Raw genomic sequence first — 22,952 nt, forward strand, 5'->3', positions numbered from 1 at the left:
ATGAACACAGAATCCCATACACCCTATCCGTACGAGCCTGAGTTCTCTTTAAAGTCGCTTTTTGTAAGTAGCTATAGCAACATCAAGCACATTTTTAACTACAAACCGTTGCTTATTGCTGCGGTTATTTTGGGTGCATTACTGGGAGCGGCAGCCGCTTATTTTAAACGTCCCAGCTACACTGCAAGGTTAACTTTTGTGATAGACGATTCTAAAACGGGCAGTGCTGGTGGTTTGGCAGCCATTGCAGGCCAGTTCGGCTTTAACCTTGATGGTATTGGCGGCGGCAGTGGTGTATTGTCAGGTGATAATGTACAGGAGCTTTTAAAAAGCCAGTCGTTAATTGAAAGAACGCTAAAAACACCTTACGATACGGCCGGGACAATATCATTAGCCGATAAATATGCTGAAGTAAGCAAACTTAGCAAGTCGTGGTTGAAGTATAGTAAGGATGGCAAGCCGATTCGCTTTCCTGTAAATAATGCTAACTATAGTCGTTTACAGGATAGCTTGCTGCATGAGATGACCGAAAGGATTTTAATAGGAGACTTCAGTATTTCCAAAACTGATAAGAAACTAAGTTTTTTTGAAGCCACGGCTACCATGAAAGATGAAAAACTCGCACTGTTGTTTTGCAACCGCATAATAAAGCAGGCTACTGAGTTTTATATCTCTACAAAAACTACGCGTATCCGTAACAATGTAAACAGGCTGCAGCACCGGGCAGATAGTATCGGTACCATACTTAATCACAAAACCTATGCCCTGTCATCAGCTAATCAGTTGCTGCTTGATCAAAACCCGGCATATACCCAGGCTAACGCCAACGTAGAAGTGAAAGAGCGAGACAAGATTGTACTGAGTACCATTTTTACAGAAACAGTTAAAAACCTTGAAGCAAGCAAAACTATGCTGGCTCAGGAAACGCCTACCGTCACTCTTGTTGACGTACCCGAACTTCCGTTGAAAAAGAACAAGTTAAAGTACCCGGTAACTATGTTTAGCGGTGCCTTTGCCGGTTTTGTATTGATGGGATTGTTTCTGGCAGTATTTCGCAAACCTAAGCAGGCTACTAATTAACTTTAAACTTAGTTACAACCTTACGAAAGGCAAGCTTTTTAGTGATATAGGATTTATTTTCTAAACGTAGAAAATCATCAAAAAAGGCTTTCTTTTCAATACTCATATCTTTAGCGTATTGCTGGTAAAAGCGTTTTATAATGCCGAATTGTGTTTCCAAGAAATCATCCTTGCCATTTAAGGCTGTTTTTAGCTGATTCACGACACTCATAAAACGATTACGAGGCTTTGTATCATTAGCTATACTTAGGTTGTTTGCATGTCGCCTGTACCTTACCAGCGGCTTGTCAATACTGGCAGTTTTGCCAAATGTAAAAGCCACTAAGGCAATCCATTCATCATGAAACCTGACATCATCCGGCATTTCTGCAAAGTATGATGCCATTTTTTTATTCATTACAATGGTACACCCTGTTACAAAATTGCTGAATAGCAAGGTTTGTAAGTTGTGCTGATATTTATCCTGCCCGTATTCGCTCCTGAAAGAATTGTTTAAAATGTTACCCTGTTCATCAACATACAACAGATCTGAGTAAACCAAACAGGGTAATTCGGGTTCCTCTATTTCCTTTAATAAACTTACCGTTTGTGCTAATTTCTCGGGCATCCATTCATCATCCTGGTCACTTAATGCGATGTAATCGCCCTTCACTAAAGAAACTGACTTTTTAAAGTTTCTTATCAACCCTAAACGTGCCGGATTGACTTCATAATTAAGTTTCTGATCCTGTTGGTAATGTGTTAAAATCTTCGCCGTAATATCGGTTGAGTTATCATCACATACGATTATTTCTGCCGGTTTTAAAGTTTGACTTATAATAGAATCAAGCTGCTTAGCCAGATACTTCTCGCCATTATAGGTGGCCATTACAACAGATACTTCCATTTTAAGCAACTTTAGTAAATCTCGACTTTATGAAATTGATAATGTCAGACACGAAATTGTTTTTAAACAGTAACAACTGTACCAATACATAAGCAGCAGCACAACCGGCAACTGACAGAAGCAGCATCAAAAGCAACGGTAGTGACAATTGCTGAAAAGCCCATACTACAGGAATGAACAGACAGGCGCTGAATATAGCTTCGATCAACAATACCCATTGGTATTTAAACCTGGCATACTTACTTATCACGTAAAAATACAAAGAGGTAACTACAATTTCAGAACAAACATTGGCAACTGACGATCCCACTTCTTTGTAAGTTGGCACCAGTAATAGGTTAAGCACTAAGCTTGTGACCAGCCCACCTAAAACGCACAAAAACATTTCGCGGTTATGGCCTGAAGGAACAAGGATCATGTAAAGCAACAGGTGTGCAAAGCCAATAATCAATGGTAACGGCGAAAGCAGCCGCATAGCGAAAGTGGCGGGCAAAAATTCCTTTCCCGAAAATAGCGTTATAAAATATGGCGCTAACAGCATTAAGCCAAAAGCAATAGGAACACCTAAAAACACAAGGAACCTGAATGTTTGATTAAGCGTTTGCTGTATGCCTGCTGTGTTGTTATCTGCAAAGTCTTTACCTGCTTTAGGAATTAAAATAACGCCCATTGATGTAACAAGCGGTATAGCAATTTTACTTAACTTAACAGCAGCCGTATAAAGCCCTACTGTTTTAGTGTCGGAAAGGAAACCAAGCAGCACCGTATCCATATCAGTATACATACCGGCGGCAAGTGTAGTACCTAAAATGTACAGTAAGGGTACAATATGTTTACGAAGATCAAGGCCCTTAAAGGTAAGCCTTACCTTATCCTTTACCAGCAACAGGCTAAGCACGTTGTTACCCAAAAACGCAAACATCATCAGATACAGGTATATTGGATAATCAGCTCTTGTTTTAACAAGTGTATAAAGCAATATGAGGTTGATACATTTAAACAGGACAGACCGCAACGCAATGGATTTAAACTGCTCCATTCCGCTGTAAAGCCACTCAATAAAGCAAAAGCTTAAGATGACTAATGAGCCTGCCGCAAGATGCAGATTACGGTTTTTTGCGAAATAAGGTACATTATAAATGACGAGCAAGTATATAATTGACAGTGATACACTTGTTAAAAAATAAATGATGATTAACTCTGAAAAAACCTTTGATCTCGCCTCGGCATTGTCGCGGTACTTTGCAATTTCTTTAATGCCATAAATAGGTATGCCTAATGCCGCTATCAACGAAAAGTATTGGGCAAACGAGAACGCAAACTGCGCCTTACCAATACCATCGGGCCCTAAGACCCGCGACACATAAGGAAAACTCAGTATCGGAAAAAGTAAATTAGCTAATGTAAGCAGTAAATTATAAAAGTAATTCTTTACCATACATTAGTATTGACGTTAAATTGCATTAAAACCGGTACATAACCCCAAGCTCCATATGAACGTTGAAAACGCTGTTATTAGGAATATAATAATTGCTTGAGGCCGGATTATAATTCTTTAATATCCACTCATAGTTTAATGACTGTATACCTTCCAGCTTGGCATTAAACAAAAGGTTTTTGTAATTCCAGTCGCCTTGCAACCCTACACCAAAATCAACCCATTTGCGGCTGTAGTTGCTTACATCCGGAAGAAAAGCCTGTTGAAAGTCAACATCATGCTCATATCTTTCAAATAATAAACCCAACTTTTTCAGCCCCCTTACCCAGCTGATATCCACAGATTGCAGATTACCACCAGAGCCTGTACCCGCTCCAATAACCTGGCCTTCATTAGTCATGCCCTGCCTTACACCACTATGAATATACCAGCCACTTGCCTGACGAACCGTGCGGTCTATAGACTGCGATAGTTGTGTGATCTCGCCACTAAATAATATTCCTTCACCTGGTTTATTATTCAACGCAACTAACTTTCTCATTCCAAAAATGTATGCTCTGGAATGTTCAGGTGCGCCCAGAAAATCATTCATATTATATGAATTATCGTTCAATCCATATTCAAAATAAACTTCTGCTTTTGCTTTGGTAAACAACCAGCGCGCATAGAGAGAAGTTACCTGATCACGGTCGAAAGCATCGCCTTGCGAACCATCAGGATTAATGCTTGATTTAGCATAAGGAGTAAAGAACGGTACATATGCATTAAAGCCTTTAATATCTTTTTGGTAAGCATCAAATGCCCTGGTTAACCCCAAAAATAAACCCGGAACCCATTTAGGATGATAATTGATATTAAAGCCCGAGTAATATCTCCAGTCATCTCTTCTTGTTCTGTATAAATTGGCACCTGTTGAAGTTGTAGTAACTGCAAGTGGCGGCAGATCCGTGTTTTCAAGCTTTGCGCCAATTACCTGCACTTCAAATGAACCAATTGGCGTATTCACGGGCCTAACGGTATTAATTGTCACATGCTTAAATCCGGGGGCATTATTACTTAAAATTAAACTGTTTCTGATACCTGGCCCCCACCACAAATTTTCATTTGATAAACCAAACGAAATTGGCCCGAAAGTTAAACGGATACTGCTTTGCCCTAACGAAGCTTTGGTATAAGATCCGTTTCCAAATCTTTCTGGATTGTCTATTAGATTGTGATAATTATAATAAGCTGTTAAATCAGCATCACCATGCCCAGATGCAAAACCTGTGAAAGCCGGATTAGCAGCATAAACATATTCAGGCCTCAATTGGATAGTTAACGGGCCATATTTAAAAAACACACCACCACTGATCATCGTTTGATAGCCCTTGGCGGGGATCATTAATCCGTCGTTCCAACCGTATGGGTGATTAGAGTTAAATTGCTGCTGCCATAAGAGTGGCAAAATCTGAACTTTACCAGCCCCCTTGGCAAAGTAAAACGGCCCAGTAGAAGTCCATTTTTCGTTATCTGCCGAATCTGGGTTAAAAGCATCATGACGTATGTTTTTAACAGATGGATAGATGGGGCGTATAGCAAATGATATATTGGAGTCTATGCCTCCGGATAATTGAAGCCTGCGATAATAATCGTCCAACACAGGGGTACCCACAGGTATTGTTTGTGCTTTTGCCAGATTAACAGAAAAGCAAAAAGCTATAAATGCGTATATAGTAATTCTTTTCATGCTTTTAAAATCTGTAAGTTATACCAGCCTGCATTTGAATATTATTAGCAGTTGCTCCGTTAATATAATATGATTGCCCAACAATTTCTTTAGAAGGATCCAAATACCACTGATAATCCAAAGAATGAATGTATTGCAGTTTGGCTCTGAATATTAAGTTCCTGTAATTCCATGTACCCGTTAAAGCCGCGCTTAAATCCACCCAATGGCGTCTCCAATCGTTACTTCTGATAAAGGCATAATAATAAAAATCATCGTTATGAACGTAACGTTCAATTTGTAACCCTAAGCTTTTTAAGCCTTTAACCCAGCTTACATCCACAGATTGTAAGTTGCCTCCGGGCCCGATACCGGCACCTAAAGATTGACCGAGATTGGTATAGCCCTGTCTTACATATTTATTTACATACCAGCTATTGGCATCTTGCACTTTTTTTACAGAAGTTTCGGCAAGTTGAGTTGCTTCAACACTTATCAAAATACCTTCGTTCTGCGGTTTGTTGAACTTAACCAGTTTTCTTAAACCTACGATATAAGCCCTTGCATCCTGTGGTTCTAAAAGGCTGTTAGCAAAATCGTTGGTATTGTTATTATGGCCGTATTCAAAGTAGAACTCTGCGTTTTCTTCTTTCCATAACCATCGGCCAAAGATCGAACTCCTGGTGTCTCTTACCGGGCCTACTTCCTGATCTCCTAAATTACTTTTGTTTTGAGAGAAGAAAGGCAGATAGTCACCAAACTTACTTAAACTTTTACCATACATCTGAGAGCTGCTCGTAAAGCCCAAAAACAGGCCCGGAACCCACTTAGGCTGCCAGCTAACCACTATACCAGATAAGTATCTCCAGTCATTAGGTTTTGGAACGTATAGTGGCGTACTAAATAACTCCCAGTTAGGCGTTAACGGCGAATACCCAGAGTTTTCAAGCCTGCCCGCTATTAACTGCCCTTCAAATGAACCGATCGGCGTTTTTACAGGCTTGATGGTGTTTAAGGTAAGATGCTTAAATCCGGGTGCATCATTGCTCATCAGCAGCGAGTTTCTTAACCCCGGCCCCCACCATAAATTCTCGGTTGACAAACCAAATGAAAATGATTTATAATTAAGGCGGATACTGCTTTGCCCCCAGAATACCCGGGTGTAAGAATTTGTACCAAATCGTGCCGGAAGGTCAATGTTATTATAAAAATCATAATACCATCCGGCAATAATTGGATAGATATTTTTGTTAAATGTGTCAAAGCTATTATTAGCTGCAGTAACAAACTCTGGTTGCAACTGTATGGTAAGTGGACCATATTCTGCATATAAGCCTGCACTTAACAAAGCCTGAAACCCTTTTGCCGGTATCATCGCACCGTCATTCCAGCCATAAGGATGATCTGTATTATATTGTGTTTGCAGTGTTACAGGTAGAAGGGTGTATTTAAATTTACTGGTAGCGTTGTCACCCCCCGAAATATCAAATGGCTTATACCCTTTCTCCTCTACATCGGGGCGGTATACGTTTTTCAAACCCAAGGCTGACGGATTTAATGGCCTCACGGTAAATGAAACAGTAGAATCTACTAAGCCCGATAACTGGGCCCGTCTGTAATAATCGTCAAGAACCTGCGTACCTACCGGTAGTGACTGAGATTTTGCCTTAAAAGCTACAAAAGCAAAAAGTAATAAACTGACAATACTTTTATAGTGTCTCATAGGGCAATAGTGGAAATAGTTATATTATCTACCGACCAGCTTTCGCTACATTTTGGGTCAGCTACATTTTTATCTATCAAGTGATCCAGGCAGATCAATGAAAAAGAGGAGCTTGTATGATCAATTGTTTTTGTTATATGGTATAATGATGTGCCTCTTGGGTCGCTTGCGTTAAGACAGGCACCCGGAAGATTAACATTTTCGGCACCTGTGCGCGGGTTATTGTTGCTTGGGTAATTGCCCGGGTAAGCTTGAGAAGGACAAATGTTACCGGGCTGGCAAATTGAATTGGAGAAAGTTGTATTGATATAAGTTTTTCCGTCTGCAATCATTTGCCACATATCCGGCCCAAGTAAATTGTCGGCAAATGACTGGCTTCCGTCCCAACTGTCATGTATGTATAAATCGAAAGAAACTTTAATTAAATCGTGTTTAGGCAGGTTGGGAACATTTAACACAAAACTGCCATTGTTATATCGTCCTAATACATGGGTGCCATGGAAAATTTCTATCACACCATTTGTAATATTTTTCAGATCAGAAGTTTCAAAATCATTGCTATAAACAACGGTTTGAGATTTCACTTCCTTTTTGCACGAAATATTACAGCAAATCCCCAACATAAAAAATAGGAGGGTTGCAATTGTATAAGCCTTGTTTTTCATAGATATGATACAATCAGTTACAAGTAACTGATTATTATGTTAAATTAACATTTCCTAATAGATGCTTATATCCTTCAGTAAGCAATCTGATTAAAATGAACGCAAGTATACACCCAATCAATATCAAAACTAAAGTAAATATTGATTGAACATTAAGGTAAATTAAGGCAATATTTATGATCAGTTGCGATAGGCCATATAAAGCAGCGACCAAAATGTGTGGTTTCTTTTTTTCATTAGCCCAATACTGGTAAAAATGACTGCGGTGCGCCTCAAATATATTTTCTTTTCTAATCAGCCTGAATACTATTGTAGTGAATGTATCAAGACCATACACTAAAAGAATCAAAATATATTTTAAATCCTGGGTGGCCACAATCAGTTTTAAAATCAGGAAGAGTATAATAAATGCTAAACTGACGCTGCCTACATCACCAGCAAAACATTTTGCTTTTTTCCTGAAGTTAAAATAGCCAAAAACCAGTACTGACAGAATTGATAAAGCAATTATTTGCGGTTCAATAAATCCAACTTTTGTGTTGATATAATACAAAGTTGATAATGCGACAAGCCCATATATACCAGTTATACCGTTAATGCCATCCATGAAATTTATGGCATTTATAGTACCTATCACAAATATCAGCGCAGCCATGATTAAGTATACCGGCAAATGGTACAAGTCAAGCTGATAAAACATGGCAGCAACTGCTATAAGATGAACAATGATTCTTAACCGGTTACTTACCGGATTAATATCATCTATAAAACTGATGGCACTGATTAAAAATAACCCAACTAAAAAATACACATGCTGAAGCCCATGAAAGCAGGGATAAAGCAACAATAACGATAACGCGAATATGATACCTCCGCCCCTGATCGTTATTGAACTGTGAGAACTGCGGTGATTAGGCTTATCAATAATGTTAAAATGGTCTGCAATTTTAAAATATATCAATTCTAATATTGCCAAAACAACCAAACAAATAATAAGTGAATAAGCTCTCATTCAATAAACTACCTTAATATAGTAACCAATATTGCGGCTAAGGATGCTACAGCTGTAGATAATCCCACTATACCTTGTATACCCAGTTTTTCGCGTGGCGGATGTTTCGGAACAAAAATTTCTGCACCTGGTTTAATTGCCGGATAATCATAAAAGAATAAGAATTTCTTAGTGGCTTTTATTGAACCATTGGCATAAACTACGTACGCACCTCTTTTACTTGCATTATAGGTAAAACCACCAGACTCATTTATATATTGCTCCATTGTTTTACCTGGCTGATAAACGATATTTATCGGTTTAAGCACTTCGCCTGTTACACGCACGGTTTGCAATTGTTTGGGAACAGTAATTACATCTCCATCTTCAAGTAACAAATTGAATCTTGAGGTTGAATCCTTTAAGATCTTAACCAGGTCAATGCCCACAAAATCACTTTTTAAAATGATTGAATCTTTAGAAATATTAGAAGTATCGGTTACTCCCTGTGCAAATTGAAGCCTTTTAAGATTCATTAACTTTTCATCTTCATCCCTGTTCTGCCTTAAACGCCTGTTACGGTCACTGGCATTCATTCCACGGCTTGATGTATCTGGGGCGGGGCCAGGGCGCCTTAACGAAGCACCGGCCGGAAATGCCATTGCCGTTAAACCGCCGGCACGTTTAATAATATCAGAGATCTTTTCGTTTTTCCTTTGCACACCATATGTTCCGGGATACAGGACTTCACCCTCAATCCTTACCACCTTTTGTGTTTCAAATCCTTCTGCACTATGTACCGATACAATATCGTAAGGCTTTAATATAAATGGTTCACCAAGCAATCGCAGGTTCTTATCTATGTTAACCGTAAAAATTTGAGCAGTGGCAGATGTACGGGATAATGCATTGCTACTTTGTAACCTTCTTGATATTTCGATACGATTTGGCGTGGCACCTTCTTTAAAGCCGCCTGACATTTGTATCAATGCCTCAAGAGACATGTTCTCTGCATATTTAAATGTTCCGGGTTGTCTTACCTCTCCCTGAATTTGAACTTTATATTCGTCGCGCAAATCAAAAATTGACGAAATGGTCACTTTATCTTCCCTTTGCAAAGAGATATCAGGGTCAGAACCATTCATAATCCTTGAAACATCAAAAGATAGTAATGAAAGGCTGTTATCAACATTAAGCCTTGAGATATATCCTCTGTTTAAAAAAGCATCTTCTTTTAAGCCATCAGCTTTCTGAATCAAACCTTTTAATGTTAAGCCTTTTCCTAATTCGTAACGACCGGGTCTGAATACAGCTCCGCTGATTTCAACCCTGTTCTCAAACCTGTCTAAGATACGTTCAACAATAAATTTATCGCCATTTACGGGGTGATAGGTATTAAAGTTATCTGCATTAATATCAATGATACGGCGTTCGCGACTGGTGTTTTGTAAAACCTTTACATTAGCTGAGTAGGCATCCGTAGTAAAGCCGCCTGCAAACCCCAAAACATCCTGAAAACTTTCAGATGGAAGAACCTCGTATAATGCCGGCCTTTTAACCTCGCCGCTCATTTCAACACGAGTTTTAAAAACAGGAACATTAATTACATCCTGATCTTGTAAACGGATATTATTACGCTGGAAACCTTTAAGTAAAAAGTCGTAAACATCCACATTGGCCACCACCCTGTTGTTTCTGATTACCTGAATTGTTCTAAATGAGCCGTTTTTGTTTGGGCCACCCGAGGCATACAAGGCATTAAATACAGTTGCTAATGATGGTAAGGTATAAGTACCGGGCCTGTTTGCTTCGCCGACTATGGTTATTTTTATACTTCTAATGTTGCCAATATTGATAGCTACATTGGTACGGCCAGTACGCAAACCCGGATACGTTTTAGACATTGCCGAGCGTATCTTTGATTCGGCTTGTTCAATAGTTAAACCACCAACTGATATCAAACCTACATATTGCAAACGCACTGTACCTTCGGGATTAACCTTTAAATTGTAATTAGCTTCGTTATCACCGGTAAGGTCAATTAACAATTCATCATCCGGGCCAATCACATAACTTTTAGGCGTAGCCATGCGCAAGTTTGGCTCAAAGCTGATCTTAGTGTTTCTAAACAGATCTTCACCAAAAACCTTGGGTATCAGGTTGCCGAAAGCATCCCGCATTTGTGTTCTTTTGTTATATGTAGAATCTTGTCGGTTATAATTAGAAGTATCAGAACCATCTACATTATAAGTACGCCCCGAAACGTTTCCATTGTTAAAAGAACTATTCCCTTTTGAATATTGACCGTTATTATTTCCGTTTGAATTATTCTGATCGTCTTTTTTAATCTTATCTATTCTTTGAGTAAGTTTTTGAGCTTCAGAAGCTGGCAATCCTTGAGCAGTTGCCATTTGGGCAATTTGATTTACATCTGTATATCCTACCGATGCTGCTTTTTGCATGAGCTGACGGATCTGTATATCAGAAAGTTCATCAACTCTGACGTTCGATAAATCCTGAGAACTTTGCGCGTATAGAGAATACGAGAAAAAGAAAGCTAAAAAAAACAGTAAAACCTTAGAGGTTTTTTTTGGGGATGTAAAATTTGAGAACATGTATCGCTTTGGCAAACGTTATTTAATATACAATATGAAAAGACTTTTCAACAACATTATTAAATAAAATAAGTTTAAAAAAGCCTTATCTTTTTGAACAGCGAATATAGGCAATTATTTAAACTAAAAATCAGCAGTATACTTGGCAAATTTTGTAACTATAAAATAATATGTCATAAAAGCCTACTATTGCTGTCATTCAAAATTCAATCGTCAAAAAAATAATAGTTGTGCTAAAATGTTTTTATGAGCTTTACGTCTACCTAAGAAATGGCTTACTCATGGAAAACAACTCTATCACAACATATAGCACCGGAAAGCAGGGTACTGTTCCCGATGCAAACCTGGCCAGCTCACTTTGCCAGGAACTTAAAGCTACAGATACCGACTGCCCTGAAATTTTTAAATCTGTAAAGGTTTTGACGGATGCTGACGAAGAGCGCGAACTTGCCATTGTGTTTTTAGATATACGCAATTTTACCTCTTTAATGGAATCACAGGCTTCAACAGAGATCATCAATGTTGTGCGCAGATTATTTACCGCTTTTAACCAGATTATTGATAATTTTAAAGGCAAGGTAGTTGAAACAGCAGGCGATAGTTTATATGCCGTGTTTGGTTTAACCACAGCCATTAAAGAAGCGGTAGGCAATGCTTATAATGCTACCAAAATGATTTTTGAAACCATTAACTGGTTTAATATTGTTTATGCAGTTCCGCAGTATGGCTATCCGCTAAATATTGGCACCGGCCTGCATACAGGTAAGGTATTGGTAGGAAATTTCAGCCTGGACGAAAACAACAAACTTTCGGTTATGGGCCTGCCTGTAAACATTGCTTCAAGGCTACAGGCGCAAACTAAAGAGCTGAACAATGATATGATCGTTTCTGAAGAGGCCTACTCATTATTGGAAGTAGAGGATCAGTTACATGAAAAGCGGACTATCTCTTTGAAAGGGTTATCTTTCAAACAAACAGTCCGCCTGGCGGGTAAACCATATTTTGCTGCGATCAGCAACCAAAGAAGCGACTTTGATTACCTGCTGGCTATTTCAGGTTAAGATCATATTAATTATGCTGAAAACAACTGTGGCTTGCGTTTAAACGTTTCCCACAAAAACTCGCCGTAAATAGTATTGGCCCATGCAAACCAGCTACGGCTGAAGTTTGCTGCATTATCTTTATTAAACGATTCGTGCATAAAGCCTTTATCTGCATGCGAACGTTTCAGCATGGCTAAACACATTTTGATCTCTGCATCGTCATTACTGGTTAAGCCACGGGCAATGATACTCAATGGCCAAACCATATCAGGTTTGCCTACGTGGGGGCCACCAATACCTTCTGCCACTTTACCTTTGTAGAAGTAAGGGTTTGAATCTGATAACACAAACTTACGCGTATTTTGATATATCGGATCATTCACGCTAACCGCATCCAGATATGGTAAGGCAAGCAAGCTTGGAATGTTAGCATCGTCCATCAGGTTATGGTTACCAAATCCATCTACTTCAAAAGCATAGATCTGCCCGAACTTAGGATGATGATAGATGGCATGTTGTTTTAAAGCGGCTTCAACTTCGCCAGCTAATGCCGATAATTCTGAAGCAAGCTGATGATCACCACTGATGGTCTTCACCATTTCTGAAGCTTGCTTAAGGCTCACTACCGCAAAGAAGTTTGATGGTACCAGGAATGGGAATATGGTAGCATCATCACTTGGACGGAACATGGAACAGATTAAACCATTTGGCTTAACAGGGAAACCATAACCGTCACCAGGTAAGGTATCGGTAGGTTTGGATGTTTCGCGCTGGAAGTGATAACTGCCCGGTCCGTTTTTACGTTGCTGCTCTTTAAACGTTTTTAAGATAGTAGCCACGGCACTTTTCCATTCTGTGGTAAATGGTTGGGTATCGCCGGTTTGTTTCCAATAACCGTAAGCTAAACGAATGGTATAGCAAAGCGAATCAATCTCCCATTTACGCTCGTGTACGCCAGGTTTCATATCTGTATGGTCCGACTTCCATTCGCTTACTTTGCTACCATCTTTATAAAAAGCATTGGCATAAGCATCTTTTAAAACATAGGTAGTCTGGCGATTGATAACACCTGCAATCAATTCACGCAGTTTGGCATCGCTTTTTACAAATGTAATGTAAGGCCATACCTGTGCACAACTATCGCGCAGCCACATCGCATCAATATCGCCGGTGATTACATAAGTATCCGGCTTACCATTTACCATTTCATGAAAAACGGTAGTATCCAAAGTATTGGGGAAGCAGTTTTCAAATAGCCAGGTTTGCTCAGTATCCTTTACGCCTGCTTTAAATTGCTTAATAGCGCTTTCTATGGCTTCGCTTCTGAAATGGCGTTTAGCAGCAGGCACCCTTACCACCGGGTATGGATCTGCCATACTGGCCAACCCGGTTTTTGATAACAGCACACCAGCCGATAATAAGCCTGTATTTTGTAAAAACTTACGTCTGTGCATCATAAAATTTATAATTGGTTTTGAGTTACTTACTTATTTGTATATTCTGATCGTTAACGTTCCAGCCTTTGATATTTAACAGCATATTCTGATTGCCCGACTGCGGATAATCTATGGTTACAGTTTTGGTTTCTCCAGGCAATACCGACAAATAGTTATCACTTGCAAAAGCCGGTAATATGCGTTGTTTAGTTTCTGCGTTTATTAATGCCAGGCGATTAAAAAATGCCACAGGTGCATTATCAGGGTTACTTAAAGTCACCTGCACCTTTCCGGCAGAAAGTTGTTTAGCAGATACATTTAAAGCCGCCTTATGCATTTTTTGCAGGCCGGAGTATTCGCCATCGTTATTAGGCAGCCAGTAAAGGTTACTGCTCATCACTTTCTTATTAGTATTGAGCAATTCCAGGTTCAAAAACAACCCTTGCTTTTGGCGTAACGCATCAATCTGTTTTTTAAGCGTTAAAAACTTTTGGGTTGATGATGGACCGATTGAAATAAACACCTGCGTTAATACCGAATCCTTGCCAGCCATGTCATAGGTTTTTACTACCAGCATCAGGTTACGTACCGTTTTAAAGGTGTTGTTGATCCCAGTGATCATGCCATCAACCGGATTGTAGGCAATGTGCAGCGGCTGGCTGCCTTTGCGCAAACCATAAAGGCAGGCATTGGGGTCAAGGTAATAATCATACATCTGGCCACGCATAGCTGTCCAAGGGTTTTGTGTTTTCCAGATAATACTGCCAGTATACCATTCCCACATGTGTGAGCTGAAACCTTCCATCAATGCACGGTACTGGTCGTAGTTTACCAATTGCGCTTTCATGGCAAAATCTTTTACTGACTCTGGGTCGCCGTATGGCTTCAGGAATTCATTATAACCAACCCCTTTGTATTTGTGGTAGTCCCAAATAGAATCAACATCCTCGCCTTTTGAAGTATACTTAGGTGCTATCAGGTTTTTTGAGGATATAAACCTTACCAGCGACTCGTAATCACCCACCCCTACTGATCCCACTTCTGAGTTGAAAGGATAAGTGCGATTGTTCCAGAAGCTTTCTATTGGCTGTATACCATAAGGGCCATCACCGTTACCGCCCATTGTATTGTACGACATTTCGCTCGAGTTTGAATACTCAATAAACCAGCGCGTACCATCAAGCTTAGGCATAATGCTATCACGTAATGGTAATAAAATATCATCTGGTGGAGGGATCTCGTTACCTGCGCACCACATAGCTAGTGAGGCATGGTTACGCACCAATTTAACCTGATCTGCAGCAGAAGCCAGGTACAATCCATGATCGTCCGGGTATTTACGACGGGTCCACTGATCGTCCTTTTTCATCGGGTCAATCCAGCGGCCATTGCAATCGCCTGACATCCAGAAGTCCTGAAATACCAGCATACCATATTTATCGCAGGCAGCATAAAACTCGGGGCGCTCGATTAAGGCGCCACCCCAAACCCTGATCAGGTTAAGGTTCATGTCTTTATGGTAACGTACCTCTGCATCATAGCGTGCATCACTAAAACGCAGCATAGCATCAGAAATAATCCAGTTACCGCCTTTGATAAATATCTTCTGCCCGTTTACTGCAACCTGTTTACTTTGTGTAGTAGTATTCCAACTGGTTTGTATCTCTCTTACCCCAACTTCTACATTGTTCTGGTCAGACACAGCTTGGCCATTTACCAGGAACTGAAATTTAGTTTGATACAAGTTTTGAGGACCATATCCGTTTGGCCACCAAAGTTTAGGATTATTAAGGGTAAGATCGGGCAGATTGATCTTTGTGATTGCAGAAGGCGCAAGCGTAACTTGCTTTGATACAGTCTGGCCATCTACCATATACTTTAACGTACCTTTTATAGCTTTTGCAGTTGCATTTTGCAGTTCGGCAGTAGCTTTTATCGTAGCCGGTTTCTGCGGTCCTTCGGGCATGCGCACACCCGGAACCAATGTGATGATGTGCGGATTTAATATGCGGACAGCTCCTGTTTCCTGAATGGTTACTTTATCCCATATACCGGTATTACGGTCGCGGATGGGTTGAATCCAGTCCCAGCCTGCGGTATATTGCAGTGCCACATTACGGGCGATGGTACCATCGCCGCCTTGTCCACCATTTGGGTTACCTGCAACCGGTGCTGGTTTAACTAAAATAGCCAGCCTGTTTTTTCCGTTTGCATTTAAGAAAGGGGTAATGTTGTACGATTGGCGCAGAAACATGCCTTCATGCGGCTTAGCAGTCACTTTCTTGCCGTTCAAATAAATATCGCAACTATAGTTAACACCCCGAAGGTTCAGAAACACCTGCCCATCGGCAGTGGGTTTCTTTTCATCAAAATCTTTTAAGAACCAATAAGTATAGTAGGCATTGCCAGTTTTGTAGATATCAGCAATATGCTCATTGTTCATTCCGTAAAAAGGATCCGGAACTTTTTTGTTATTCAACAAAGTGGTCAGCACTGTTCCCGGAACAGTGGCCGGCATCCAGGTATTGGTATTGAAATCGGGTTTACTGATCTGTGTACCTGTGGACGAAACGGCATCAGCCTTTAAACATTTCCATTGCGTATTCAGTTCATGTTCGCTTTGGGCTTTTGACACATAAGAACTAAAGAGCGCAGCAACAATCAGGAGGGAGCGATGTAATTTTGTTTGCATAGGCTGTAAATATAAAAATCGCCGGGCGGATGAGCATTACCGCGCGGCGATTTTAATAATTTTTCGTTTAAATCTATGTAGCTAAATCGTTTTATGGTGTATAAGTAGTGGCTTTACCATATAACGCATTAGATACGCTTGACAGATAAGTATGTACATCTGTATTTGGCAAGTTGTAATATAGGTAAATGCCATAGCTGTTATTAACTGTTTGTGTTGCCAGTGAGGCTGCCGTACTTGAACTGGTGCTTTGAATATCAATAGCAGCAGGGCCTAAATTTGATTTGGCAAGTCCCGGTACGTTTGGCACAGAGTAACTACCATAAATAGCATTCCAGCTGTAATTTACTTTTGAACCTACGGTTACCCCATTGTATGATAAACGTGATGATGCGGGGCCATAGAAGTAAAATGAAATGATCTTGTTTGGCATCAGCTGGCGCAAAGCGGTTACCAGGTAAACAAACGAACTTGAATTTGGCTGGCCTGTGCCGTTAGTACCGTAATCGGCATACTCATCGTCAAAATCAATACCATCTAAGCCGTAAGTAGTTACCGCATCACTTAATTGCTGTGCAAACGCTTGTGCCGCGGCCTGTGAAGGGAAATTACTGATACCTGCGCCCTGGTGATTACCTAAAATAGAAAGCAATACCTTAATCCCTTTTGCCTGTAGCGGCTGGATATAAGTAGCTTTATTGCTTAATACATTTGTAACCTGTGGATTAAAGTACAATACGGCCTGCTGCGTGCTGGTATTGTAATTAATATTTGCCGCAAAAATAATCCCGATATCAAACAATTGCTGGCCTGTAGACAGCTTATATTTACCCACATTGCGGATATCATTATTATTCACTTCTACATAACAAACGCCTTTAGGGCCGCTTACCCCAATGGCGTTTGTTTGCAGATTATTTGATGAACCAGAACCCACAGGCGCAACAGTATTGCTTGCGTCTTTTTTACAAGCTGATGCTAATAATACAGTAGCTAATACTACTACAGTACCTGCATTTTTAAACAACGATTGACTAAATCTTTTCATAAATTTTGGTTTTAAATAATTGGTTTTATGGAGGCAGCTTATTTAGATAGTCGTTGTTTTTTCTGCTTCTTTTAAATCATAGGCACATTTTTTAGGTTTAGTTAATTGGTCTTTATCTCAACGCTTAGGGTTTGGCCCCATTGTAAACTCCAGCACGCCGCCTTTAAGCAGGTCCTGATGCGTGATATAGTTTTTATTATAAGGCTTACCGTTTAACGTAGTACTTTGTACGTAAACATTTTGCTTACTGTTGTTTTTAGCTTTGATTAAAAATTTCCCGGCAGGTGTATTAAAAGATACCTCATCAACAGATGGGCTGCCAAACATATACTGGCCGCTTGCAGGGTTAACCGGGTATAAACCGGCAATGCTCCACACTGCCCATGCGCTCATCTGCCCGCAATCTTCGTTACCCGCATAACCTTCGGGCTGGTCATGATACATCGAATCAATAATCATGCGCACACGCGATTGTGTTTTCCAGGGCTGACCAACAAAGTCATACATGTAGGCAATGTGATGGCTTGGCTCGTTACCATGCGCATACTGCCCTATTAAACCGCTTACATCAGGCGATTGGTTTGTACCTGTCATTTTGGAACTGACAGTAAATAGCGAATCCAGCTTTTTAACAAAATTAGTGTAGCTGCCATATTTCATGGCAAGCCCGGTGATATCATGCGGAACAAAGAACGTATGCTGCCATGAGTTACCTTCGGTAAACATTGCCTTGTCAGGATCGTGTTCTGAATAGTATGGATCAAATGGAACTACCCATTTGCCGTCTGAGTTTTTAGCACGCGCGAAACCAATCCTGGTATCAAACAGATTTTGCCATGAAGTTGAACGTTTCATGTAGTAAGCATAATCTTCCTGTTTACCCAGTTTTTTTGCTACCTGCGCTATGCACCAATCATCGTAAGAGTATTCGAGCGTAACGGTAACACTGCTGCCATATTTATCCTGCGGAATGTAGCCATACTGGCGATAAAAGTTTGTACCGCGAATATCTTGCATCGAGCTTTTCTTCATCGCCTCATAAGCCAGGTTAACATCGATCCCTTTAATGCCTTTCAAGATAGCATCAGCCAATACAGGAACGGCGTGATAACCCGTCATACAATTGGTTTCATTTGCGCTAAGGTCCCAAACCGGCAATAATCCTGTTTCTTTATAAAAAGCGAGCATGGTATTTAAGATACCGGGATAGCGTTCGTCCTGTGTAACGGTAAGCAATGGGTTCAATGCACGAAAAGTATCCCAAAGAGAATATTCGGTATAGCGTTGCTGGCCGGCAGGCATTTGGTGTACCTCTCCTTTCGCATTTTGATAGCTGCCATCGGCATCAGAATATAATGCAGGTGCCATGCAGGTATGGTATAAAGCGGTATAAAACACTCGCCTAAGTTTAGGGTCGTTGGTTTTAACTTCAATCTTGGCTAATTCTTTTTCCCATTTGTTTTCTGCTGCCTGTTTTACTTTGTCAAAGCTCCAGCCTTTGATCTCGCCAAGGGCAAGCGTGGCTTTATCGTAGTTAACGGTTGACAGTGCCACTTTTAACATCACCTTATTACCTGGTTTTTCGTCAAAAAGTAACTGTGCCATAGTCGAAGCAGCTTTTACTTCTGAACCATTTACTGCCGAGCCATTTTCGCTCAGATACAATTTCCTGAATGGCCTTGATGTACGGATAGCAAAGTAAACGCGCTGCATTACTGCCCAACCTGTTGAATAGCGATAACCAACCAGCGTTGAGTCATTGACTTGTTTGATATAAGTATCAGTAGGCTTATCCCAGTTTAAACGGAAGCCAAGATTCAATTTTACGACAGGCGATATCCCAACCGGATAAGTAATATCATGAAAGCCACAACGCTCTGTTGTAGTAAGCGCCACATTGATGCCGTTATCCAATTTTACCTGATAGTATCCTGGGGATGCCTTTTCATTCTTATGGCTAAACTTTGCCACCCCATGATCAGCAGTGTCTGTAATGATCTTTGTTTCAGGCATTACTGAAATATCGTACCAATCGCCGATACCTGTACCACTAAGGTGCATGTGGCTAAATCCGGTGATCAACGAATCGCTGTAATTGTAACCTCCGCACCAGTCCCAGCCGCCGCGGCCATTATCGGGGCTTAACTGTACCATCCCGAACGGCACTACTGCGCCGGGAAAGGTGTGCCCATGCCCGCCGGTACCTATAAATGGATCAACATATTTTGTTAAATGTTTTTGAGCATAGCCTACCGTAGCCGATAGCATAGCAGACGACAGTACTATAAATTTTAAGCTTTTAAGCATTAGTTGGTTAAGTTTATTCGGAGACATATATAACGCAAAAAAACCCTTTTTCAAGGGCTTTTTTGCTAATTAATTTAATTCTTGTTATAGTATTAAACGATGTATTATTTGTCATCGTCTTTTCTTGGCCAGGTATTGTTTGCCTGGTTATAATCAGGGAACTTTTTGTCAGGGTCGATCACTACGGAAGTAATTTTTTCTGTTGACGGGAATTTGTAAACGAAGTAAACGTTACGCATCCAAATCTCTACAGGCAATTTCACACGGGTAGTTTTGCCATCTTTTGTGGTGATGTCCATTACAACTGGCATTGGCATTTTGTCAAGGTTATCCAGTGTAATTAATGCACCTTTTGACGGATCATCATTTACATATTTCACTTCACGTACAGACTGGTCAAGCCTCCAGTTATTTTGGAACCAGCTTCTCCAAAACCAGTTCAGATTTTCGCCGGTGTAGTTTTCCATCGTACGGAAAAAATCATCTGGTGCAGGGTGTTTAAATGCCCACTCGCGGATGTATGACTGAAATGCTTTATCGAAACGTTTTTCGCCGATGATCTGCTCGCGTAATAACACTAAACCAAAGCTTGGTTTACGATAAAGTATGGTCGCGTTGTTTTTCTCTTTAAGGTCATCAGTAACAGTCAGGATTGGTTCAATGGAAGGGTCTGTCATTGAAGCACCTATCTCCTGTGCGGTTGGCATGGCACGTGGCCTGCCATTTTGCGGAACCATTACCGGGCGTGGATATTTCTTGTAATGAGCATCGGTTGACAAGGTATTAATGAAAGTGTTGAAGCCTTCATCCATAAAGCCGTACATACGCTCGTTTGAACCTACAATCATCGGGAACCAGGTGTGGCCAAACTCGTGGTCGGTTACGCCCCATGGATCTCTTGCGCCCATACCGCAGAATACGATACTTGGGTACTCCATACCGCCTGCAACACCTGCAACGTTTGTTGCTGTATTATAAGGGTACTCGTACCATTTATTAGAGTTAAACTCTAAGGTTTCTTTTACTTCGCGGGTAGATACGCCCCAGCCTTGTCCGTTAGTGCCGTAGCTTTCTTGCGGGTAAGCAGAAATAGCTATTCCTTTTCTGCCGCTTGGGAAGTTAATCTTTGCAGCATCCACCACAAATGATTTTGATGCAGCCCAGGCACAATCGCGTGAGTTATTGATCTGGTAATGCCAGGTCAGCATGGCTTTGCCTGTTGGGCGTGACGATGCCTGCGATACTTCTTCCGGCTTACGGATAAATACGGTCGAGTCGCTTTTTGCGGCAGCAGCCCAGCGAGTCATTTGTGTTGGGGTATACACTTCAGCAGGGTTCAGCAACTGGCCAGAGCACATTACGATCATATCAGACGGCGCAGTGATACGAATATCGAAATTACCATACTCTAAGTAAAACTCGCCCGGCCCGGTATATGGCAGCGGATTCCAGCCTTGCAGGTCATCATACACGTACATGCGCGGATACCACTGCGCTACTTCATAGATTCTTCCGTTTTTGCTATCGGCATAGCCCATACGGTCAGATCCATACCTTGGCGAAACAAAGCTATATTCGATCTGCAATTTCACCTGACCGCCAGACGGCATAACACCACCGGGAACAGAGATCTGCATACGGGTATCATTGATGGAAAAATCGAGATCTTTAACCGTGGTTTTACCTTTTGCGGTACTCAGTAATTTTACGGATTTGATTTTATAACCGGCATCAAACATCTCGCCGCGGCCACCGTTACGGCTACCCTGCTGCGTAACAATTGCCGAACCACGCGAATCAGATTTAAATAAATTCTGATCTAACTGCATCCATAAAAAAGGCAGTTTGTTTGGGCTATTATTGGTGTAAGTTAATACCTCTGTACCTGTTACCTGATTTTTAGCTGTATCCAAGGCAGCACTAAGCTGATAGTCTGCACGATTTTGCCAGTATTTTGGACCTGGCTGGCCATCGGCAGCACGATATTCGTTACCGTTTTTTGTATAAAAAAATGGTGCAAAAGCAGCGTGATAATCATACGCTGTTGGAGGAGCGCCAACCTGCCCCGGCTCGGGCTGGTTTGGATTTGGTCGCTGGGCAAAAGTAGTACCGGCAGCAAAAACTGATGCCAGTATCACACCGGCAAAGCCTGATCTTTTCATGTTTGTTAGTTAATAGGTGTTAAAGATTGTTAAAAGCTGGCTATTATTAAAATACTTATCACAACGTCAGCGAATTGTTACCATTTCTTTGATTGATAGCACTTATAATTATTTTTATGATACCGTTTTTGATTTAAGTAAACAGTATTTTGTACCATAATTTGATACATCTATGAGCCACAAATTTTCTATAGCCATATTAGATGATTACCAGCAGGCTGCCTTTAAATTTGCCAACTGGACTAATATTTTACAACAAGCCAACGTACAGGTATTTCATGGCCATATTGCTGACGAAGCCGAGCTTGTAGAGCGCTTACAGCCATTTGATGTAGTATGTATGATGCGCGAACGCACACCGCTGAAACGCCCTGTACTATCGCAATTGCCTAATTTAAAATTGATAGTTTCAACCGGTAAGCGCAATGCCTCGCTTGATGTACAAGCTTGCGAGGATTTAGGTGTCGAAGTGCAAATGACCGGCTACCACGAAAGCGGCGCACCTGAACTAACCTGGGCTTTACTGATGGCCATCGCCAGAAAAATTACAGTTGAAAATGCGAACGTACGTAATGGTGGCTGGCAAACTACTATTGGTACAGACCTAAAAGGGAAAACCATAGGCATCATTGGCTTAGGCCGTATTGGTGCGAAGATGGCTGCTTACGCAAAGGTTTTTGGCATGAATGTGATTGCTTGGAGCGAAAACCTCACAAAAGAGCGTGCCGAAGAAGCGGGTGCGAAACTGGTGAGCAAAGAAGATATTTTCAGGCAGGCAGATTTCGTGACCATTCACCTGGTGTTAAGCGAAAGATCAAAAGACACCATTGGTGCGCACGAATTAAGCTTGATGAAGCCGGAAGCCTACCTGATCAACACATCCCGCGGTCCGCTAATTAATGAAGCTGCCTTATTAGATACTTTAAGAAAAAAAGCTATAGCCGGTGCCGCAATTGATGTTTTTGATACCGAGCCGTTACCGGACGACCATGAATTTCGCAAGCTGGATAATGTATTGGTAACACCGCATATTGGCTATGTTACTGAAGATACTTACCGGATCTTTTTTGAAGATACTGTAAAAGCTATTGAAACCTGGCTTGAAAAACAAAATGCCTGAGCTTAGCTCAGGCATTTTGCATATAGAGGTAAATATTA

At 40.9% G+C, this 22,952-nt stretch carries 15 protein-coding genes; 3 read left to right on the plus strand and 12 right to left on the minus strand.

What is annotated here, in order from left to right:
• Positions 1–1,080: a hypothetical protein gene (locus PQ461_RS13740; RefSeq protein WP_274206096.1), complete on the plus strand. Its 1,080-nt coding sequence runs from the start codon at positions 1–3 to the stop codon at positions 1,078–1,080.
• Here the strand turns inward: PQ461_RS13740 and PQ461_RS13745 are convergent.
• From PQ461_RS13745 to PQ461_RS13775, 7 genes are all read right to left on the minus strand, one after another.
• Positions 1,073–1,966, minus strand: a complete 894-nt coding sequence (locus tag PQ461_RS13745) for a glycosyltransferase family 2 protein (protein WP_274206097.1) — start codon at positions 1,964–1,966, stop codon at positions 1,073–1,075. The genes PQ461_RS13740 and PQ461_RS13745 overlap by 8 nt on opposite strands.
• A gap of 1 nt (position 1,967) precedes the next feature.
• Complete coding sequence (locus PQ461_RS13750; RefSeq protein ID WP_274206098.1) at positions 1,968–3,404, minus strand: flippase; 1,437 nt, start codon at positions 3,402–3,404, stop codon at positions 1,968–1,970.
• Between the two features lie 25 nt (positions 3,405–3,429).
• Complete coding sequence (locus PQ461_RS13755; RefSeq protein ID WP_274206099.1) at positions 3,430–5,133, minus strand: capsule assembly Wzi family protein; 1,704 nt, start codon at positions 5,131–5,133, stop codon at positions 3,430–3,432.
• Positions 5,134–5,137: 4 nt separating this feature from the next.
• The gene (locus PQ461_RS13760) at positions 5,138–6,835 is read right to left on the minus strand and encodes a capsule assembly Wzi family protein (protein WP_274206100.1); all 1,698 of its coding nucleotides are present in this window, start codon (positions 6,833–6,835) and stop codon (positions 5,138–5,140) included.
• Positions 6,832–7,419, minus strand: a complete 588-nt coding sequence (locus PQ461_RS13765; protein WP_274206101.1) for a hypothetical protein — start codon at positions 7,417–7,419, stop codon at positions 6,832–6,834. The genes PQ461_RS13760 and PQ461_RS13765 overlap by 4 nt, the downstream gene beginning before the upstream one ends.
• Before the next feature lie 115 nt (positions 7,420–7,534).
• Positions 7,535–8,512, minus strand: a complete 978-nt coding sequence (locus PQ461_RS13770) for an MraY family glycosyltransferase (protein WP_274206102.1) — start codon at positions 8,510–8,512, stop codon at positions 7,535–7,537.
• A gap of 8 nt (positions 8,513–8,520) precedes the next feature.
• Positions 8,521–11,106, minus strand: coding sequence for an SLBB domain-containing protein (locus PQ461_RS13775; protein WP_443192771.1), 2,586 nt, complete (start codon positions 11,104–11,106; stop codon positions 8,521–8,523).
• 281 nt (positions 11,107–11,387) lie between these two features.
• Between PQ461_RS13775 and PQ461_RS13780 the strand changes: the two genes are divergently transcribed.
• Positions 11,388–12,167: an adenylate/guanylate cyclase domain-containing protein gene (locus PQ461_RS13780; RefSeq protein ID WP_274206104.1), complete on the plus strand. Its 780-nt coding sequence runs from the start codon at positions 11,388–11,390 to the stop codon at positions 12,165–12,167.
• Between the two features lie 11 nt (positions 12,168–12,178).
• On the opposite strand, the gene PQ461_RS13785 is transcribed toward PQ461_RS13780, so the two are convergent.
• From PQ461_RS13785 to PQ461_RS13805, 5 genes are all read right to left on the minus strand, one after another.
• A complete protein-coding gene (locus tag PQ461_RS13785; RefSeq protein ID WP_274304010.1) occupies positions 12,179–13,603 on the minus strand; it encodes a glycoside hydrolase family 125 protein in 1,425 nt (474 codons plus the stop codon).
• Positions 13,604–13,628: 25 nt separating this feature from the next.
• Positions 13,629–16,277: a glycoside hydrolase family 2 protein gene (locus PQ461_RS13790; RefSeq protein WP_274206105.1), complete on the minus strand. Its 2,649-nt coding sequence runs from the start codon at positions 16,275–16,277 to the stop codon at positions 13,629–13,631.
• A 91-nt stretch (positions 16,278–16,368) separates the two neighbouring features.
• Positions 16,369–17,325 (minus strand): endo-beta-N-acetylglucosaminidase H, encoded by a 957-nt coding sequence (locus tag PQ461_RS13795; RefSeq protein ID WP_274206106.1) that lies wholly within the window; start codon positions 17,323–17,325, stop codon positions 16,369–16,371.
• A gap of 117 nt (positions 17,326–17,442) precedes the next feature.
• The gene (locus PQ461_RS13800; RefSeq protein WP_274206107.1) at positions 17,443–19,632 is read right to left on the minus strand and encodes a GH92 family glycosyl hydrolase; all 2,190 of its coding nucleotides are present in this window, start codon (positions 19,630–19,632) and stop codon (positions 17,443–17,445) included.
• Between the two features lie 104 nt (positions 19,633–19,736).
• Positions 19,737–21,794, minus strand: coding sequence for a M1 family metallopeptidase (locus tag PQ461_RS13805; RefSeq protein ID WP_274206108.1), 2,058 nt, complete (start codon positions 21,792–21,794; stop codon positions 19,737–19,739).
• Positions 21,795–21,966: 172 nt separating this feature from the next.
• Here PQ461_RS13805 and PQ461_RS13810 point away from each other — a divergent pair, with 172 nt between their 5' ends.
• Entirely contained in the window at positions 21,967–22,914 is a 948-nt protein-coding gene (locus tag PQ461_RS13810) for a D-2-hydroxyacid dehydrogenase family protein (RefSeq protein ID WP_274206109.1), read from the plus strand.
• The last annotated feature ends 38 nt before the right edge of the window (positions 22,915–22,952 follow it).

The sequence above is a fragment of the Mucilaginibacter sp. KACC 22063 genome, assembly GCF_028736115.1.
GTDB lineage: Bacteria > Bacteroidota > Bacteroidia > Sphingobacteriales > Sphingobacteriaceae > Mucilaginibacter.

What these genes read in the sequence shown, in the direction of transcription:
- PQ461_RS13810 (WP_274206109.1), top strand. Translation starts at nt 21,967, where the DNA reads ATGAGCCACAAATTTTCTATAGCCATATTAGATGATTACCAGCAGGCT.
- PQ461_RS13775 (WP_443192771.1), bottom strand. Translation starts at nt 11,106, where the DNA reads ATGTTCTCAAATTTTACATCCCCAAAAAAAACCTCTAAGGTTTTACTG.
- PQ461_RS13805 (WP_274206108.1), bottom strand. Translation starts at nt 21,794, where the DNA reads ATGAAAAGATCAGGCTTTGCCGGTGTGATACTGGCATCAGTTTTTGCT.
- PQ461_RS13800 (WP_274206107.1), bottom strand. Translation starts at nt 19,632, where the DNA reads ATGCTTAAAAGCTTAAAATTTATAGTACTGTCGTCTGCTATGCTATCG.
- PQ461_RS13755 (WP_274206099.1), bottom strand. Translation starts at nt 5,133, where the DNA reads ATGAAAAGAATTACTATATACGCATTTATAGCTTTTTGCTTTTCTGTT.
- PQ461_RS13780 (WP_274206104.1), top strand. Translation starts at nt 11,388, where the DNA reads ATGGAAAACAACTCTATCACAACATATAGCACCGGAAAGCAGGGTACT.
- PQ461_RS13795 (WP_274206106.1), bottom strand. Translation starts at nt 17,325, where the DNA reads ATGAAAAGATTTAGTCAATCGTTGTTTAAAAATGCAGGTACTGTAGTA.
- PQ461_RS13770 (WP_274206102.1), bottom strand. Translation starts at nt 8,512, where the DNA reads ATGAGAGCTTATTCACTTATTATTTGTTTGGTTGTTTTGGCAATATTA.
- PQ461_RS13750 (WP_274206098.1), bottom strand. Translation starts at nt 3,404, where the DNA reads ATGGTAAAGAATTACTTTTATAATTTACTGCTTACATTAGCTAATTTA.
- PQ461_RS13785 (WP_274304010.1), bottom strand. Translation starts at nt 13,603, where the DNA reads ATGCACAGACGTAAGTTTTTACAAAATACAGGCTTATTATCGGCTGGT.
- PQ461_RS13790 (WP_274206105.1), bottom strand. Translation starts at nt 16,277, where the DNA reads ATGCAAACAAAATTACATCGCTCCCTCCTGATTGTTGCTGCGCTCTTT.
- PQ461_RS13745 (WP_274206097.1), bottom strand. Translation starts at nt 1,966, where the DNA reads ATGGAAGTATCTGTTGTAATGGCCACCTATAATGGCGAGAAGTATCTG.
- PQ461_RS13740 (WP_274206096.1), top strand. Translation starts at nt 1, where the DNA reads ATGAACACAGAATCCCATACACCCTATCCGTACGAGCCTGAGTTCTCT.
- PQ461_RS13760 (WP_274206100.1), bottom strand. Translation starts at nt 6,835, where the DNA reads ATGAGACACTATAAAAGTATTGTCAGTTTATTACTTTTTGCTTTTGTA.